Genomic DNA, 18,506 nt, shown 5'->3' with positions numbered 1-18,506 from the left:
TTGCATACAACTTGATTTAGTTGTTGGGGCGGAGTTGGTTGTGATGAAAATTTGTTGATGAAGGTTTTAGTCTATTGTGATTTGGACCTTGCCTTGCTGGAAATGTCTACCTACTGGTCAAATTTAAACAATAGATTGGCATGATTATTTCCAGGATCTCTTTTCTCGAGTTAGGTGATCGCCTGAGCGATCACCTTTCATATGACGGCAGTTAAAAATTATTTACAGCCTTTTATCATCATCATCATCATCTTCATCTTCATCATCATCTTCGTAGTAGTAACCCTCACCACCACACTTAGGACAAATTTCAACTTCTTCAATACCTTCCCCGTAACAGGTATGGCACTGTGCGAACGGTTTATCTTCTTTTGGATCATAACCTGAACCATTGCAGTTACTGCATGTAATCACTACGTCACTACCACGCCCATGGCATAATGAACAAAGTACTTCTTTCATGATTTCTCTCACTTTTTTATATGAATGACACAGGATCACCAATGAACCATTTTATGTTTCGGAAGTAGCCTGTATGATTTCCTTAAGAGTTGAAACTCAATAAGAGTAGACATACTAATAATTCCTAATTTGTTTAACGACCCGAATTATTTTTCAATTTATGTATTGTAATTAACGAGGAAATGTGAATGGAAGAGATTGTTTTAAAATCAAGTGAGGCTGAAAATGTGTTGAGGGAATGGTTTGAAGCAGGTATAGCCTATAATCTAATTTTTGGAAGTTTAGATTTTAGAAAACAATCTGGTTTAGTTCACTTAAGAAGACTTCTAGCCAGAATCCCCCTATCTAATAGGCCTTATTACTATGACATCTTAGAAAAAGCATTTGACCCACGTTATGACGCACTACATGTAGTAATGAGGAATCTCAATTTGACTTCACCATTGAACTGTCAGTTTTTTGCATACGTTGATATTCTCACCAAAAATTATCCCAATATGTCACTTGAGTTATTTCTGACCGCAGCTGCAACTACTTATTCAGTTTTAGAGCCAAAAAAAATTGTTCATGCTTATTATAAAGTTCGTACAGAATTAAATAGTATTGAGCGTCATAGACAAGATATTATAATTAAAGATCCGACACTAATTGCGCTGTATAAGATGGTGAATGAACGGCAACTTACGTCAAATTTGGTAAAGGTCGTGTATGGACATCCTCAAAACAACATGGCTCAATTTAGGATTCATGCTTGCGATTTATTCACTAATAAATTAGATAATAGTGAATTTAATCTTGGACAGATCCACGCGCACTTTATAGAAATAGCTCACAAACTTGCTTTAGGTCAAGATCCTTTGAAAGATGTATTGCATCCATTGCTAGATGGAAAGAGGTACACACAGTGGGCGCCAATACTACATGCATTATGTCGTTACTATGAGGATATTACACCTGCAAAGTATTACAAAATATATAGAGAAGAATTTCCAAGAGAATACGATCATGAGTTAGATAGTAAAAAAATTGCTCCTCAGTTTAAAAGATTAAATAGGCGATTATTTTCTCTATACCGATTTATAAAGCCCTATCCCGATGATTTTGCTAAAGTTACACAACCCCTACTAAAGAAAATGGACCCAGCGGTAGTACGGAAAATGGTCATATGTCACATGGTCATGTTTTATTTTTCAGTAATGAAAAATTCTACTTGGTACATTAAAGTGAGGGAGTGCATGACTAAACTGAAAAAGATCTATCCTCAAGACTATCAGTTCAAACTGTTAACTTTTTCTGAGAATGATGGACATATAGACGATCTATTGTTTAATAACTTGAAAGAGCTATTCCACTCAAACCCAGTTGGTCTTTTCCCTTGGATGTTTTTGGGTTCTTTACCAGAGCCGATGGAATTGATGAAGCATTATTTCAGTAATAAAAATAGTGATAATATTGAGTGTATAGCTGAAAGAAATTTGTTCTTCAAAAAACTAAATTTGGCAAGTTCTGTGCTAATGATTCCTATGTTTCTTAATAATTTTGATAGCTCACAGTGGATGAAGCCTAATATAATGGTTCAACTCCCTTCAGGTAATACAAATACTTGTATTTTTTACACGCCCACAAATATTTCAAAAGAAGATAGTTTATATCTGGCAGGAGTTTTTTGTAAAGGCCAGTACCTTCAAGAAACTCTAGAAGAAAATCTCACTATGGAGATAAGCGCACTTGAAGATTTATTGCTCGGAATTTGTTTCCTTTGGTATAACCTCTTTGTAGATAAAACCTCAGTGAGTAAGTTCATAGGTATCCTACAAGCTAATGAAATTAATGAGATTAGCGAAAGGGCTTTAAAAGTAAGGATAAATAAGGCTAAGAATTGGCTTAAGCAATGGCCTAGAATTTCCTTATTCCACGAGAAATTCTGAATGGAAAGTAACTGAAATTCAAGGTTCTCAGAGTATTATATAGCAACTCTGATTTCGATTCATAATTGATGACTTGACCTGCTCATCGTTGATTAGTACACCCCGATGTTAGTAATATCATTATAAGCCACATGAGGACATCCCCATGAAGAAGCATTTTTTCGACGAAGAGATCATTAGTATTCTCCGCGAGGCGAAGCCCTGATATCCGCTGTAAGAACGCCATTTCCGATGCCACGTTTTACACATGGCGTAAGAAGTATGATTGTATGTGTAGTCCCTTCTGTTTTTAGTTCCGCTGCCAGTTTTTGCCTTGCATAAATGATTGGGGGAACATCTCCCAGTGAGCTATGTGGGCGTGCTTCGTTATATCAGTACGCTAGTCTTCTGTCAGAGCACATACTTCGGACAGTGAGCAGAACAAATACATATCTAGTATTTCAGTTCGCAGTGTTTTATTAAACCGTTCAATAAATCCATTTTGCATGGGTTTTCCCGGCTGAATGAAGTCGAAAGTCACTCCGTGATCCCTTCCCCATTCAGTCAGTGTTGCTGCAATAAATCCCGGGCCGGTTGTCACTCCGTATAAAAGCAGGGTAACCTCTCTCTGCACTTAATCGCTCCAGAATACGTACCACACGATGTGCGGGTATATTTAAGTCAACTTCAATTGCCAGCGCTCCCCGGTTAATATCATCCATGACATTGAATAATCTGAACCACCGTCCATCTGTCAGGGCATCACTCATAAAATCAATTGACCAAGTTCATATTAAGCTGAATAGCCAAAGGCTGTGGATGCCTGTCAGGCAGCCATTTTTTATCTTTTCGCAGGAAGTTAAGTTTCAGTAAACGATATACACGGTATACTCGTTTTGCATTTCATTATAATCCTGCTTGTCGTATCAAGGCCAAAGCCATATGCTGGATATTGATGTGCCAGCTTTTGTAATATCTCAACCACCGGTATATCCCACCCGGTGTCAGGGCAATAATGCAACAAGCTTAGACTGATACCCATAATACGGCACCCGCGTCGTTCACTGGCCTGATATTCCGTCATCACGTAACGCACCCGTTCACGCTTTTCAGGTACCGTTAAAGTTTTTTTGCCGAACTACAAATTGACCGGGGTTAGTTCCAGATACTGTACAAGGGTAAGAGATCAGCAGCCAATAGGCAAAGAGTTACTCTGATTCTCTTTTAGACTAATTCCAGAAAGTTAGAATGATTGCGGTGTGCAACAGCCAAGAGATGAAAGTAAAGTTTTTAGCCGTAATAAAGGCTATTTTTTACTAAAAACTTCACATAGTTGATGTGGTTGTCATATAACAATATGAAATTATTATATTTTTTATTTTTTACACTATTAGGTAATTAGAACCATTCTAAACGGGAGTTCGTCTTTTCCCGAAAGAAATACGCGACAGGTAGCACTGGGAAGGCATACAGTAGCACAGTATGCCTATTTGTTATCAGCTCCGACCATTGTAGAGTTTGGCGATTTCCGTTGCAGCTTTCTCTATACCCGGATAAACCGTACTTTCGTTGATGCCGAAGCGGCTGAGCTGCTGCATCAGGCGTTCCTTGTTTCTAATCACCAGTTTTCTGACGTTCAGCGTACTTAGCCCCGTATCTGGCAGGTCCACGCTTTCGCCAAATAAGAGGAACGCTCCAGACTGAGAGGAAATGCGGGCGTTGCTGAGACTACCTTTAACCAGAACAATTTTACTCAGATGTGCCGGATCGATAATGTTTTTGAAATTGGACTTCTCATCACGGAGCAGATGAAGCAAATGCTCGCACTCCTCGGTGGCATTAAATTCCTGAGTCGCCAAGCTGGTATTCAGGTTGCTTTTGATACGTGATGAAAGCCGGGAAAGATTGGCTATACAACTTACGGTATCGGAGTCGAAGAACTTAATTTCACTTTTGGGTGTCGTTAATATAATGACATTGCCATCAATTTCATTTTCATTTTCATCTTCATCTCGTTTGATTTTGGAACACGCGAAATAGAGTGCGATAAGCGGGTTAGTTGAGTCGTCAAGCAGGCGCGTGGGTAAGCCATAATGTTGCATGCGTACAAGCTTATCCACCATATAGCGGTCTTCTCTAAACTCAGCGGGTTGAACTGTCAGCAGCTCGGTAATCATATCCGATTCGTGATGTCGGTAGCGATAGTTACCTTGCGTATTTTTACGGAACAGCGAAGGTTCTAACTGATAGCTGATGTCGGAGTGACCCCGGTAAAACACCTTTTCATTATGATCCTGAGGATGATTCAATATGATTTCCAGATATTGATTGATATCCGAAATTACCTCAAGGTCTTCATTATTGTCAGGTGCTTCAGTTATAACCGAAGCGGAAGCTTCAGGGGCTAACACACTGAGACCTAATATATCGAAAAACTCTTTAACGTCTATATCCTTGACTGCCCAGAAATTTCTGTTCAGCCCAAAGCTGCCCAGCTCCAGCTTTCTGATGTATTCTTTTTCACTGGTTAAGGATTCTTTGCCGATGATACCGGTTAACTCATAGTTAAAAGCCAGAACTTTTTCCCGGTTTATAGTTGTTGCTCTGATGTCACTTATTCTTCTAATGCGGATATTGCTGTAATAACCGCCTGTATTGTCTTCCTCATCAACTTCAAACTCCGGCTCTGTCATAAAAATGACCGGCAGTTCCTGAAGAAACTGATAGGTTTCTGGTCAGGGGGAGCAGTTTATTTCTGAGTGAGTCAGGGGTGGATTCAAAAAGCTGGGAAACCGGAAAAGACGCTTCACCGTTATTATCAGAGAAAAAACTGTGATAATCGAGATTACCAACCACGATAAGATTCAACATGTATGTCATCCTTGCATGAATTACATTGTAATTTCATTATGCCAGAGCTGGTGGATTTTTAAACATTGCGTGACCTGTGCCCCGCTGGTTTACATAGAACGCTGTTAGCAATGTCCGCTCCTCGCTCAGAGCAGACTACTACCCAATTAAATTTGATGCAGTATGACCAATATCACTCAAATAGCCTAAAGCCAATGTAATAAAGGCCTTCCAGAAATAACTAGAAGGCCTTTCATATGATATTTACTAGTTGAACAGTTAACTCACAACATCTACTTTCAAACAATAGCGACGACTTAATTTCACACCATTAACCTTACACTGACGAGTGCTTTTGCCTTGAGCATCAGTAAGCAATTTCCCTTCTGAGACCAACTGATTGATCACTGATTTTTTGTTCCCAATAATATTATTATTAAAAAATGATGGGTTTACTGCTGCATAATATTCTCCCTTGATTTTTAAAACAATAACATCTAAGTTATTTAGCTCGTCCTCGTCGACTAGACTCTTTTTCGGTTTGCAGGGATTTTTCAATGCATCTAGTAGTTTTTGATTTAAAACCATTTTGTTAACAGGGTTTTGATCAATAGCTTTTAGATAACAATGTGTAATACCATCAAAGATTTCCTTCTCAGTAAAAGGGAGAACCTTAGTTTTAATACCTAGGATCCCGCTTGCATATGCTAAGGCAAAACGAGTAGCTATACGCTTTTCTAATCCATTAGAACCTACATCATTCTGCTCTAAGAATTCGGCAATATAATATTTGAGCTTATTAGCAATGTACTCATAGGACTTTTGATTGACCTTTGCCAGTATCTTCTGTACGAATGCATCCCCAGCGGTGCCATAATAGTTATTGCAATTTTCTTTCAAATTTTCTGCATATTCAGCAGATGACGATACACCTTCAGGTAATGAACTAAAAATACCCATATCATTATCACAATCAACAGGAACATCGATGAACCGCGCTATTTCACCATTCTTACGACTCATTAGACCAGAGCTGGCATGTTGGCTTAAAGCTTCTTCTCCATTACTTAAAGCGACTAATTGCCAACTAGCCGAACGTTCTTGATAGGTATGACTTCTTGACTTTCCAGTACCAGAACCAAGCATATACACAAATTTTTGCATTTTTTGGGCGGCTGTTTGACGATTGGAATCTATTAAAATAAGCTCATCAGTCAATAGCAAACCATGATTACGAGACTCAGCTTGCTGCTCAAATGCAGCCTCAGTGATATTCCAATCAAGAATATATGAGGAGTCCCCAAATACAGAAGCTGCTGATTCTAACATTGTACTTTTCCCCGAAGAACTCTCACCGTGAGCATGAAATCCTCCTGATTCTATTTTTGTAAAATAAATGCACATGCCAGCAAAAGCTGAACATAAGCCAAGCATAATATAAGGACTATATTTAGCAGTTTCTGCTACCTTATTCTTCCATTGTTCCAATGTCCCTTTAGCCTGACATGAGTAATTAAATGTTCTAGCATTAGGATTTGGAAATATCTTCAAGTCATTATGTCCACCTAATACCTCTCCTGAGTTTTTAATATAGTAGTACTCATTATCAACATAAAGAAAACCTGGTTTATTACACAGTAAAATTCTTTCATCACAATCACCTAAAATAACATCAAAAACTTCTTTGAAATTCTCATGGATAACTTTAGGTTTAAAACCATTCTCTAATAGAAGGCTTTTAAGTTTATTAGGCACTGCAATTATTGATGCTGGAATTAATAAACAATCATCCTGCTTTTTATTTATATTAAAAAACTTAACTAAACGATAAGATTCTTGCCCTTCATCTTGGTATGATAAAGCAACAAGCTTAATATGTTTCGAACCAAATTTTTTCATTGTCATAAATGACCTCATTGATAATCAAAAAATCACTAAATCACCATTTACAACACCAGTATGTATTAGCATTATACTAATAAAGATAAATTAACCAGTGTTCATTCTAAAAACTAGTAAACTAACTCATCTTCCATATCTACAGGCATACTGGTGCTGTCTAAACAGAGATCTAGAAATTAGTTACTGGAAATTACACTTAAAAAATATGTCACTGAATTTCAGTGTATCTAGCTTAACTAATGAATCAGTAAACATACGATTATTCGATATACGACGTTTACCACTATGCTTGAGCTTTCCCTCCTTATTAGTAAAAAATGCCATTTCGCACCACATGATTTTAGTGGTATAGTTGATAATACCGTCTATATCATTAATTTCATCAACCACCATAGGTCTATTTTTGATGCCTTGACGAGAGTTTAAATTCTTAGATGACTTCATGTAATCTCTAAGAGATTTGATTTTTTCACTTTCATTAGGAATTAATAAATGAAAATGAGGTTGATAATAACTAGAATTAATGCTCTCATATAAGTGGAGATCTAATTCTAGACAGCCAAAAATAAAGTTATTAAAACCAATAGATTTAAGCTTCTTTCTTAATTTGTCCTTTAATAAATTAGGGTTAAAATCTGACAATTTATTTATCGGAACTTTATCTTTATAGAAAATAAGAGTCACAAAGATATGGTTTTTATTTATATAACTCCTGTATTTATTAACCATATAAAATTGTTTAGTCTTAATACATTTAGCACAAGCTAAACTATTACATGGGTAAGCATCCTCACAATTATTAATTTTTTTAGCTAAATTCTTATAAGTTTTATTTTTTGTTTTATTGTAAACAGACTCCAATATTTTAATACGATCATTATTTTCTCTACCTTCTTTAGTACTTCGTCTATTTATACTTCGCCTACTGGCATAGATTTTCATTACATAATTATCCCTAGAAATAATAAAGGTATTATTTCTTTGTTATAGTTATTTAAATTAGTTAAATAGTTTATGCTTACTTATTAGTACGCGACTGTATCCACTCCTGTACCAAGTGAAAATCATAACCTATTCTTCTAATACCTATATGGATACGCGGCGGGAATCCTGCTTTACGTTCGAGATCATAAATTGAATTACGAGTTTTATACCCAAGTAAAGCCATCACTTCGGCCATTGAGATCACCTTTATAGTTGTATGATTCATATTTCCCCCTTTTAAACCAATGAAATACCTTGTTCTAGGAGCTAAGTATATCAGAACGTTTTTACACAGATTAATATGCTGAAATTCAGTCAATCAGAAGAAATCGCTCGCTTAGTACTTTAAACTGCTATAATCTCACTTTAACTGAATCTCAATTGTTAAAACATAAACTTTAAGAAAAAACACATGCCGCCGAAACAAAAAAAATCAGAACATTTAGCTAAAAAAAGAAAAGTAACCATCAACAAAAAAAATATATCACCAGCTATTAGTGAAAAAAACACCAAAACTAGCACTTCGGATAATGATGTAAAAAGTGATGTTTTATCTCACAGAAAAAAATCAGAATTGCGAAAAAAAAAGGGACTTATTAGCACTCATGTACATCTAGGTAGAGACACTTGCGCTAGACTAGCGGCTATATATAAATCTCAATTAGGAGGAGATCTTAATTATCTTGGTAAAAAGGACATAGACAGTTTAGGTGATGTAATTTCTTATTGCATAAATAAAGCTTATAATGATTTGGATCATAATAAACAAAATAGTGAACTAGTGATTATTACTCCAGCAACTAGTTATGAGTCACATAAATTATATGCAATCTACCAGTATGCCAAATACCTTAGCACTGAAAAAAAATTAACTTTTGAAAAAATACTCGCAAGACTAAATTATGAAGGTGTTTCGGTGCCTCTTTGTATAGCAGGGAGAGGTCATAATATACCGAATAGGCAATGGCACCCAAAAGATATTGAAAACTTATTAGATACAGAAATGATTAATAAATATCTAAAAAAATTAAACAATTATGATATGTAAAATTACTTTAAATCAATAAAATAAACAGATTCACTATACAACCGCCGTACCTTGTTACCTCGTAAACCATAACAGGTGCGGCTCACTTTCTCTTGCTGGTGGCTATCAAAGAAATAGAGATATTCACTGTCCATACGTTCCACCAGCGACCAATGCCACTGATCACCCAGAAGAATAAGCCGACGTGACGTTGTATGAGCGCCTAAGAACGCCTGACAAGCAGACAGTATTTTTTGTGTGGTAAGTCCATCTCTGTAACGAAATGGCGTGGTGACGTGTAGAGGGGTTTGTGATGGATATTTTGAGGTTAGGCGCTTAATCAAGTAATCCATTTCAGGAATATCAATACCTTGACTTAAACACTTGTACAGTGACCAATACTCGCTGTATTCACGCAAAAGATAGTTAAATAACGGGCGGGGTTTAATGCGCTCTCCATAGAACCATGTACTCATATTCACCAGACTGTAAATCCCACAGAGGCAATCTAAATCCCCTTGCTTGGACGGTATCAACATCAATTCAAACCTTCTATTGATTGTACTGTACTTAATGGAATCACCAGCGCTGGTATTATTTTTTACTTAATTAGTGGGTTTCCCACTGAATACTGACTTCATAACATTTCATTTTGTGGTATTGAATAAAATTGCGTTGCCACAGTTCAAACAGTGCTCCGCCCTCTTCTTCATCAATATCCCCCATCATAAAATGATAGACATAACCCTGCGACCAACAAATATCGAGTTCCTTTTCAAGCTCAGGATAATAGCCCCCCATATATGAAAAATCTGTCACATAATCAAACTGCCATTGCTCATGCAGCCTCAACAAACGTATTTCGACAGGATGGAAGCCGCCTGTTTCAGCACTATACAATGGGTCTCGAAAATTTATTGTAACCGCTCGAACAGTGGTTAAATCAATCGCTGAGTTAACAACTGAATTGTCCAGTTCATGTAATAACAATTGGCTAAATGCTTGTGCGATAGGCAAGCGCAGCCCTGACTGATGAATAGTCATATAAAGTTACCTTTAAATAAAAAAGTGGAAATAAACTGTTAAGCACAACCCAATCATATATGGGTATAGTGACATGCTAATATTTTACCATAACCATTAGCAAAGTAAAGCTATTTATTGTTTATAATCAGGAAGTTATATACATTTAGCCATCATTGCTATTTTGATATACGTACTGTGATTTTTATTAATGGCGGGGAATATTGATGTGGAAAGTGAATGAAAGAATGGAAGCGTCAAAGGGTAAAATGCCAACCTAATAATAGGCTGGCATAGCAATTAACCGTTGAGTAACGTAACAACAAAACTTTTTTTATCATCCGTGAGCTGCACGGAATAAATTACCGTGACAGAACCTGCTTTTCCCGTTGCTTCGGCAGCACAGAGATAAACGCCTCGTTCTGCATTTTGACGTTGCGTTCGCACATTCTCAAGCTGCTCATACATCGCCCAACCGACATGTTGATTGACCACTTGTAACGCTAATGCTTTTGCACCATCACTATTACAATTAATGGTACTCTCATTACATCCCGTTAAACCAACTATCGCCATTAATATGCTTAATTTCATCCACTGGTTAAGTTTCATTTTCACATTGTCACCTTACAGCAGAAAATTCACGGTTATTCCTGCTAATATATCGAGTGCAATCACAACCAACGCCACGTAATACCAAGCACGACGATTTGGTATTTTCACGATAAAGTAAAAACAGCAAACATCCCAAATGAGACTCAATGCTTCTACTTTATTCAATGTCACCTTTTTAGTAATAAAAAATTCAACGATATTTAAGAATAAAATCGGCAAAAACCAAAATAGCCAAAAGGTTTTTGCTAATCCAAAACCACCGTTGAGCAAACGCTGTTTAAATAAAGCCGGATCATTTAATCCTTTCGCTTCGTTTTCTTCTCGGATTTTTTGCAATTTATTTTTGATAGACATGACTGTTCCTTCAATTAAATGAATTAAGGTTTTTTTCCATGGTGTTGACGCTAGAATGGGTGCAATGCCTTACCGATAGGCAAGGGTAAATATTTAGGCTATTTCAATTACCTTTCATGATTATTAGAGGGTGGCTTATTGATGTAACGACTCGGCCATATTGTTTCAGGAGCCGTACCAATCACATCTGCAATGATCTGTTCAGCTCTTGGGTAAGCTCTCTCTAGCGCATTATTTAACGTCCGAGAAGAAAGCCCATGCTCACGAGATAATTGCGCTAGTGTGACCCCTTTTTTATGCAAAGCCGCCACAATATCCGCACGGTGCCAATCCGCAGAGCTTCCTTTTCGGCACTTTTTTTGAGATGCTACAGGGTTAGACATAGTAATAACTCCACTGTTTAATTCCTCATCTATTAAAAACCAATTAAAGGGAATTATCAATAGATATCTTTATGATTTTAACATCTTTCTAGTGCGGTTATTTTATCCTTTTGATATGTATGGAATTTATAAAAATCATGACTGATAAAAAACAACTAACTGAAATGGATAATGCGCCCAAGCTCTGGTTTACCAGTGGGGAGCTAGCTGCTATAGGAAAAGAAAAAGCTGACGATCCAACACGTTACCCTGAATATAAAGATATGGATATCCCTACCACCGCGAAAGGCGTTAGAGTCCGTCTAGAATCAATCACAGCTCTTCATCCCCACTTTCGCAAGAAGAACCCTAATAAGCGTGGCGACCTCTATCATATTGATGCATTTAAGGTGATCCTAAACACGGATGAAAAAGAGCTCATCAAGCAAAACACGCTATCTCCTGAAAGTGCAGATCTTAACCTTTTACTTGAAATCTACAAATCACTGTCAGTTGAGAAAAGAAAAGCGTTATTAAAAAATGCACTCACCATGAAACAGGAAGAATTAGATTAGTATCTTTTAATATCTTTTGTTATTTTAATAACTGTATTTTCGTCACTGACTCAGAGGCACTATGCAGTTATCTCACCACAACATGCTAGACAGCAGCTATGACCCATTAACGGCTAAAGCTATTGATTATGTCACTCTCATTAACAGAGCCTCACCGAGGCGTTTACAGCGCCATTTTCGGATAGGATTTCACCGTGCTGAGCGCATTATTCATCAACTTGAATATTTGGGTGTGATTACGCCCTTGAATCAGTATGATTATCGTGAAGTGCTGGGATACCCAACTCACTACCAATCTTTTGATGCATCAGCCTTTGCAGCACCTATTGAGATAGCACAGACACCGTTATTCACTGATTCACCACTAGATACGCAATCCCTAGAATACCGTTGCTTGATTCAAGCTATTGTCTGGCAACGTATTGTGGTCTGGGTCGAGGAAATAGAAGTTGAAGGCGGGACAAACAATGTCTTGAAATCTGTTTCACCGTTTGAATACCTGATTGATACCCACAGCGATGACATTTATCAAGATACGCTCCGTAACAACGCCAGTTCTTATCGTTTTCTAGCCACGCTTCGCCCTGAAACCCCATTGGATGTACTACGGCAACATGGACGCATTAGTTATCAACCCTGCTGGAAGCTACCCCGTATAGCACAGGAAGAATGGCAAGGTTTATGGGTGCCGAATGAGGCTGGCTGGGAAAGCCTATCTGAGGAAAATATTCATCAGCAAAGAGGAATTGGTGAGTGGCCTGATTTACCCCATAAAAGCATGAAACCGTTGGTGCATGAGCTGCAAGAGGATGGAGGGGATTATTTGAGGTATCTGATTTATTGGAAAAGCTGGTTTTGACGTATTATTGCGAATCAGTAGTTTTTTCTGTTGTTTCCATTTTTACTATTATTCTTATTTTAAATCATTCGACTTAAGAAACATATATTGTATAATAAATGTTTCTTACATAACATGGTATTATATTAGAATGGCCGTAAGCGAATACAAGTTTGAACGATGGTCTTCAAGAGACAAAAACTCTCGACCTTGGAGTATTTATAAAAAATATAATAATGAACTACTCAAAATGTACCTAACATCGAAGTCATCTAGAATTTATTTATATAAAAAACTTAAAGAAGATCAAGCAGTAAAAACTGACCCACCTGATATTCATTTCGAACACAATTTTAACATAGATCCTGAAAATTATAAATTGAAATTTAAAGATATAGAAAATTGGTATCAGTCATATAACCAATTAGATAATTGGATAAATTTAAGTACACTAACATCTCTTTTATCAAATTTAGAAACCTACATGACCACCATAGTAAAACTAGCTTTAGAGTCAGATATAGGAATCATATATAACTGTTCAAAAAGAATTGATGGTATAGAATTAGTAAAAAATAATGCATCATTAAAAAAAATAAATGAAGTACAAAATAACATTGTGACTTCCTGTGTTAAAGGAACTTGGTTAGATAGAGCAAACAATTTTGTTAATATATTTGGTTCTGCACCTCCTATCCTTAAGAAAAGCATATCAGATTTAGATAAGATGAGAATTTTGCGAAATAATTTTTCTCATGCTTTCGGGCGAGATATCGAAAATTCCAGAATAACTAAAAATACTCAGCCAATACCAATTATTAAATTGGATGATAAAAAACTAATTAAATATTATTTAATAATAAAAAAAACTGCTCGAGCCATAGATAAGCAATTATTGGCTAGCCACATAGGGGAGTTTTCACGATTACTATATTTGCATAGTAATTATTCAAAGATTGAAAGAAAAGAAAATAAACATATATCACTTAGAAAATTGTTTGCTTCAGATGGTGACCCAGTAGGAGGAGAGTTCTGCAAAGGCTTACTAAATTATTATGATAAATTTTAAATGGTTAGGGTGCTAAATATGAAATATGGTTATGTTATAAATAATGAAAAATATATCTTTTACTATGATGAGAGTAATAATATTCGAGTATTCTCAATTAAAAAAAATAACTTTAATGTCGATAATAATCCTCAAAACCCATATTCGCCAATTTTTATACTCGGAGGTATTGTAAAAAAAGAAATTTACAGTGAAAGTGACATATCTCTTGATTTTTTTAAAAAACTATTGTCTCTCCCTGAAAATATTAATGAAGTAAAATTGAAAAATATTGCAAAAGGTGATTTTTTAGAAGTCCTAAATAGTCCGAAAATATTCAAATTCCTAACATGGATGTACAATAGCAATTTTTATCTTCAATACTTTGCTGTAAATACAGTTTACTGGTCATTTGTTGACATCATAGATGATGCAATACATTACTTTATGAATAGTGAAGAAAATTATAATATTGATCGATTTTCTGTAGACCAATATAAAAATGCATTATATTTACTAATAAAAAAAGATAAAAAATCCTTCATAGAATTGATAAAAAAATTTAGTTATCCTAATATTAGTAAAGGTCAGGAGAGTTTTTTTTATCGTGAACTTCATAAGCTAGCAAGAAAAAATAACAATATTAATCTTCCTGTAGAAAAACGAGAAAAAAATGAAATTAACAATAAAATTATTGGATTGACATCATTTTTATCTAAATGCAAAAATATAAATAATGTTGATTTTACGTTTGATGATAAGACTGATATATTGATAGACTCTTTTGCAACTTTTTATATTACTCGCATAAATGGTTTTAAAAATTCAAAACATATTCTTGATAAAGAAAATACTATTGAACCTGAAATAATCAGTATCACTAAACACTCTAATATAGGTAATGATGAAAACCCTTTCTTTGGTATCGATTTTAAATTTGTTGATTCAACAGAAAGTATCGAAATTCAAATATCTGACATCACATCAGGAATCATAAGATTATTGTTTAGCTTCATAGAAGAATCAAACCAAGAGAATATTCAAGCATTTCTAGATAGTGCAACGACCCAACAATTAGATAATTTAAAAATACTCTATAAAAATATTGAGAAATCTTATTCTGAGTGTGAAGGATTTATATTCAGAGTCCAAGTTCCTGATGATGAAATAAAAATGTATAAATTATTTAATTCGTAACTCATAAAAGCATAAGGCATGGATTAATTATTAATTAATGCCTTATGCTTAAAATTATCATCATCATTTATAATTATTAATAACTAATCTTACATATTACAAGATACTACAACCTCAATAATGCTTAACAAAACCCAATTTTTCGATTATTTTTTTTATTTTTTCCTGTTTATGTTTTATAAACAAATCATAATCTATAGCTAACACTAATCTTTTTTTAGCTCTAGTAAGGGCGACATAAATTTTTTTCCATTCTTTATTATAAATTTCAGTTGACTTCAAATCAGTTTGAATTAAATATTTTAACAAATTAGGTGTCAATATAATTACACAAGTATCTGCATCAAGGCCTTTTATAGAATCAATACTTTTAACTTTAAATTGTGCATCATTCTCGCTATATGATCGACAAAAATCATATAATTGAGCAAAGTGAGTTTTCTGTAACTGAATTGAGTGCCTAGAGATAAGCATGTTTATGGCTTTTTTATCTCCATATTTTTGTATATCATTTATAAAATCACTAAAAGCTGCCTTTACAACTAATACTTTATCTTTCTTATGATTAGAATCACGAATCATATCCTCAACATCTCTAGGAAATGAATATTTTGGCTTGGTAGACGTGGAATACTTATCTACTTTTTTATCAATACATACTATTTGATTAGTACTTATATATTGTTCAATTAATATATAATACCGCTCATCTGTTGATTCTAAATACATCAACTCACCAATAACATCCGATAGAGATTCTTGCTGTTGTTTTTCATAACAAAATCGATTCGAAATATTCAATATTTCTTGTGGAACTCTTCTTGTTAAATTATTAATATCATGCATATATACATATTTTTCTAACGATATTCGTTTAACAAACAAATCGAGCTCTTGAGGATATTTTATCGCTTGCTTAGGATCTCCTATCATATAAACATCTATTCCATTACTACCTAATACCTCAAAAAAACGCAGAGCATCACCATCTAAATCTTGAATCTCATCAATAAATATTTTGTCAAAGCAGTTTGTTAAAATATTTAAAAGCCGTCTAACTCTAGATTTTTTTACTTTGGTATTATGTTTACTTATAGTCTCATCAACAATTTGCTTAGATATATTATAGACTTTTTCTGCATGGATAATATTTCTTTCTTTCAATCGCTTTATTTGCCAATTTTTTAATTTAATGTCTGCAGGCAACAGCATAATAGATGCATCATTGTATACATCTCCAAGCGTGAACGATGAAAATGGATACACTATTTCATTTAATAAAAAACTATGTACTGTCTGTATACAAAGATTTGACGGGATAAAACCATATTGCTTGATTATTTCCTGCTCTATTTTTGATGTTGCTGAATTTGTGTATGTTAGTGCAAATATTTTTTTATGGTTATTACATGCTTTAGAATGAGCAATCACTGATTTTGCTAATCCAAATGTTTTGCCTGCACCCGCCCCAGCAATTTGAATTTCAATCATAGTACGGCCTCAATTACCTCAGCTATATGGGCTGGTAATTTTATATCTAACGGTTCCTCTTTTGCTAACATTGCATCACATATATCCAACATTCTCGCAGCTTTGCCACTAATCATATAATCAGATACTTCCGTTATATTACCAGTCATACCAAACAGAGTATTTAGCAGTTCCAAGTTACCATCTGTTTCTACTAAATCAATTTCAAGCGTATAATTCTTTGTTGTCCTAACCGTAACGTTTGCATTACTCAAATCATAAGCATCATGTTTTTCTTTAGCTGTATCTGAATTGTCATAATCACGAATAACGCCAATTTTCTTATTCATATTATCTTTGTTTAAAGCTAGCCATATATCTAGAAAATTAGTATATCCGCGTTGACCTATCGCAATAACTTCGACATCATTGAGTACGTTGGCTTCTTTCGACAAAAATGTGCTAATTAGCATCTCCTCTGTTGTACCTTCTACCAAAATAACTTTGTTTGCAAATAACAGTTTGAGAATGTCAAAATTTGGTCTTTTTCTTAAATAATCAACTAATTTTTCTGGTACTCCAGCTAAATTAATTGCTTTATCTCCTGTGAAAGCCAATACATTTGATATTTGTAATTTATTAATAATAGTGGGATTATGAGTAGAAATAATAGTTTGAACTAATGTACTACTATTACTAGAACTTTTCTCTATAAAATCTCTTACTAAACGCAAGTTATTTACACTGAGGTGAGCCTCTGGCTCTTCAATACAACAAAGATTAAACGTATCACCACATGATTTATAATATGCAAAAAGAATTAGTATATAAATAAGGTTACGTTGCCCTAAACCTTTTTGATATAAAAATTCATTTCCATATCGAAGAGTGATATTTGATAATATATTTTTCAAATTAGGTAGGTTAGGTATACACTCTAGCTTCTCAACAATATCATTGTAATTATCAAAATCTGAATTATTACCAATAATTTTATCAAATGTATCTGTTTTTTCTATTGCGGTAAAAAATTCTGAATAGGCTGTATTGATCTCACTTTTGTCATCTTCACCTAACGTATTCATAAGTAATTTTGTAAAAATACTATTAGACTTCATTGAACTACTTTCAGAAAAATCATCTCTTTCAGCATTTATATTGTGAATACTAACATTTCTTAGATCACTAAAACCAATTACTTTTTCATTATTTACAGAAACAATTTGGTAGTCATATAGTTCTATTGGTAAGATGAACCAATTAACCTCATCAATAGTCTTTCCTACAAGCAGCTTTCGAGTTAGCTCAAGTATATCATTATCATTTTTAGGCTTGAACTCATATCTAATTCTATAACTCTCCTCATCACCATCTGCTACAATCCATTTCGCTAAAAGTGCAGTTTCATAACTATTTTTAGGGTCAGTAAACTCTATTGTCACTAATACTTTAGGGATCTTACTTAACTGCACTCCCTCTGATTCATCATCTATTATTGAAGCAAAAAATTCTAAAATAGAATCTTTATTAAGATCAGAAATGTTTAAACGCTTTTGGTTAAAATCAATTTGATTACCACAAAGGGGTAATGATAACGCAGAGAAAAAATTTGTCTTGCCTGTATCGTTTTCTCCAATAACAATAGTGAGCTTCTGAAGTTGAGCTTCGAAAGAACGGAAATTACGATAGTTACTGATCGATACTTTTTTGATATACATAAAGTTTTCCTTAAAAGGATCCAAAACTATATATCACAACTGTACTACAAATAGCCTCACGAATGTAAGCTTCCTAGCTTTAAAACATAATGGTATGAGTATTTTGTTAGCAACCCATAATGTCTCATCGCTCATACTCACCTATATAGGTATAGGGTTATGTGATAACATATC

General features: G+C 34.5%; 19 protein-coding genes and 2 pseudogenes. 7 read left to right on the top strand and 14 right to left on the bottom strand.

Features of this window, described 5'->3' with window-relative positions; translation table 11 throughout:
* Positions 1-222: 222 nt before the first annotated feature.
* Positions 223-462, bottom strand: coding sequence for a molecular chaperone DnaJ (locus I3B46_RS07185; protein ID WP_196993167.1), 240 nt, complete (start codon positions 460-462; stop codon positions 223-225).
* A 188-nt stretch (positions 463-650) separates the two neighbouring features.
* On the opposite strand from I3B46_RS07185, the gene I3B46_RS07180 reads away from it, so the two are divergent.
* Positions 651-2,390 (top strand): hypothetical protein, encoded by a 1,740-nt coding sequence (locus I3B46_RS07180; RefSeq protein ID WP_196993166.1) that lies wholly within the window; start codon positions 651-653, stop codon positions 2,388-2,390.
* Positions 2,391-2,535: 145 nt separating this feature from the next.
* Positions 2,536-2,671 (top strand): annotated as a pseudogene (locus I3B46_RS07175) (IS3 family transposase); the annotation flags it as partial.
* 12 nt (positions 2,672-2,683) lie between these two features.
* Here the strand turns inward: I3B46_RS07175 and I3B46_RS07170 are convergent.
* From I3B46_RS07170 to I3B46_RS07150, 6 genes and pseudogenes are all read right to left on the bottom strand, one after another.
* A pseudogene (locus tag I3B46_RS07170) lies at positions 2,684-3,501 on the bottom strand (IS3 family transposase); the annotation flags it as partial.
* A gap of 364 nt (positions 3,502-3,865) precedes the next feature.
* Complete coding sequence (locus I3B46_RS07165; protein WP_231405910.1) at positions 3,866-5,062, bottom strand: FRG domain-containing protein; 1,197 nt, start codon at positions 5,060-5,062, stop codon at positions 3,866-3,868.
* Positions 5,043-5,240, bottom strand: coding sequence for a hypothetical protein (locus I3B46_RS22335; RefSeq protein ID WP_231405909.1), 198 nt, complete (start codon positions 5,238-5,240; stop codon positions 5,043-5,045). The genes I3B46_RS07165 and I3B46_RS22335 overlap by 20 nt, the downstream gene beginning before the upstream one ends.
* Positions 5,241-5,498: 258 nt before the next feature.
* A complete protein-coding gene (locus tag I3B46_RS07160) occupies positions 5,499-7,124 on the bottom strand; it encodes a DUF927 domain-containing protein (RefSeq protein ID WP_196993165.1) in 1,626 nt (541 codons plus the stop codon).
* Positions 7,125-7,301: 177 nt separating this feature from the next.
* Positions 7,302-8,063, bottom strand: coding sequence for a hypothetical protein (locus I3B46_RS07155; protein ID WP_196993164.1), 762 nt, complete (start codon positions 8,061-8,063; stop codon positions 7,302-7,304).
* Between the two features lie 76 nt (positions 8,064-8,139).
* On the bottom strand, positions 8,140-8,331 hold the full coding sequence (locus I3B46_RS07150) for a helix-turn-helix transcriptional regulator (RefSeq protein WP_196993163.1): 192 nt from the start codon (positions 8,329-8,331) through the stop codon (positions 8,140-8,142).
* A 186-nt stretch (positions 8,332-8,517) separates the two neighbouring features.
* On the opposite strand from I3B46_RS07150, the gene I3B46_RS07145 reads away from it, so the two are divergent.
* The gene (locus tag I3B46_RS07145) at positions 8,518-9,153 is read left to right on the top strand and encodes a hypothetical protein (RefSeq protein WP_196993162.1); all 636 of its coding nucleotides are present in this window, start codon (positions 8,518-8,520) and stop codon (positions 9,151-9,153) included.
* A 2-nt stretch (positions 9,154-9,155) separates the two neighbouring features.
* Here I3B46_RS07145 and I3B46_RS07140 read toward each other — a convergent pair whose 3' ends face one another.
* From I3B46_RS07140 to I3B46_RS07120, 5 genes are all read right to left on the bottom strand, one after another.
* The gene (locus I3B46_RS07140) at positions 9,156-9,671 is read right to left on the bottom strand and encodes a hypothetical protein (protein ID WP_196993161.1); all 516 of its coding nucleotides are present in this window, start codon (positions 9,669-9,671) and stop codon (positions 9,156-9,158) included.
* A 70-nt stretch (positions 9,672-9,741) separates the two neighbouring features.
* Positions 9,742-10,176 carry a DUF2787 family protein gene (locus tag I3B46_RS07135; protein WP_196993160.1) on the bottom strand — a complete coding sequence of 145 codons (435 nt, stop codon included), beginning with the start codon at positions 10,174-10,176 and terminating at the stop codon, positions 9,742-9,744.
* A 279-nt stretch (positions 10,177-10,455) separates the two neighbouring features.
* A complete protein-coding gene (locus tag I3B46_RS07130) occupies positions 10,456-10,773 on the bottom strand; it encodes a hypothetical protein (protein ID WP_146063747.1) in 318 nt (105 codons plus the stop codon).
* 9 nt (positions 10,774-10,782) lie between these two features.
* A complete protein-coding gene (locus I3B46_RS07125) occupies positions 10,783-11,124 on the bottom strand; it encodes a hypothetical protein (RefSeq protein ID WP_196993159.1) in 342 nt (113 codons plus the stop codon).
* Between the two features lie 107 nt (positions 11,125-11,231).
* Positions 11,232-11,507: a helix-turn-helix domain-containing protein gene (locus I3B46_RS07120; protein ID WP_196993158.1), complete on the bottom strand. Its 276-nt coding sequence runs from the start codon at positions 11,505-11,507 to the stop codon at positions 11,232-11,234.
* A gap of 137 nt (positions 11,508-11,644) precedes the next feature.
* Between I3B46_RS07120 and I3B46_RS07115 the strand changes: the two genes are divergently transcribed.
* The 4 genes from I3B46_RS07115 to I3B46_RS07100 all read left to right on the top strand — a co-directional run bounded on the left by I3B46_RS07115 (position 11,645) and on the right by I3B46_RS07100 (position 15,144).
* Positions 11,645-12,061, top strand: a complete 417-nt coding sequence (locus tag I3B46_RS07115; RefSeq protein ID WP_196993157.1) for a hypothetical protein — start codon at positions 11,645-11,647, stop codon at positions 12,059-12,061.
* 61 nt (positions 12,062-12,122) lie between these two features.
* Positions 12,123-12,920, top strand: coding sequence for a DNA translocase FtsK (locus I3B46_RS07110; RefSeq protein ID WP_196993156.1), 798 nt, complete (start codon positions 12,123-12,125; stop codon positions 12,918-12,920).
* Between the two features lie 130 nt (positions 12,921-13,050).
* Positions 13,051-13,968 (top strand): hypothetical protein, encoded by a 918-nt coding sequence (locus I3B46_RS07105; protein ID WP_196993155.1) that lies wholly within the window; start codon positions 13,051-13,053, stop codon positions 13,966-13,968.
* A gap of 18 nt (positions 13,969-13,986) precedes the next feature.
* Positions 13,987-15,144, top strand: a complete 1,158-nt coding sequence (locus I3B46_RS07100) for a DUF3800 domain-containing protein (RefSeq protein ID WP_196993154.1) — start codon at positions 13,987-13,989, stop codon at positions 15,142-15,144.
* A 114-nt stretch (positions 15,145-15,258) separates the two neighbouring features.
* Here the strand turns inward: I3B46_RS07100 and I3B46_RS07095 are convergent, their stop codons facing one another.
* Together I3B46_RS07095 and I3B46_RS07090 are read right to left on the bottom strand one after the other, a co-directional pair.
* A complete protein-coding gene (locus I3B46_RS07095; RefSeq protein WP_196993153.1) occupies positions 15,259-16,635 on the bottom strand; it encodes a UvrD-helicase domain-containing protein in 1,377 nt (458 codons plus the stop codon).
* Complete coding sequence (locus tag I3B46_RS07090; RefSeq protein ID WP_196993152.1) at positions 16,632-18,332, bottom strand: ATP-dependent nuclease; 1,701 nt, start codon at positions 18,330-18,332, stop codon at positions 16,632-16,634. The genes I3B46_RS07095 and I3B46_RS07090 overlap by 4 nt, the downstream gene beginning before the upstream one ends.
* Between the last annotated feature and the right edge of the window lie 174 nt (positions 18,333-18,506).

Source organism: Providencia sp. 2.29, from assembly GCF_015832305.1.
GTDB classification, from domain to species: domain Bacteria; phylum Pseudomonadota; class Gammaproteobacteria; order Enterobacterales; family Enterobacteriaceae; genus Providencia; species Providencia stuartii.
The sequence above is the reverse complement of the archived record's forward strand: the minus strand, read 5'-3'. Positions and strand labels throughout refer to the sequence as shown.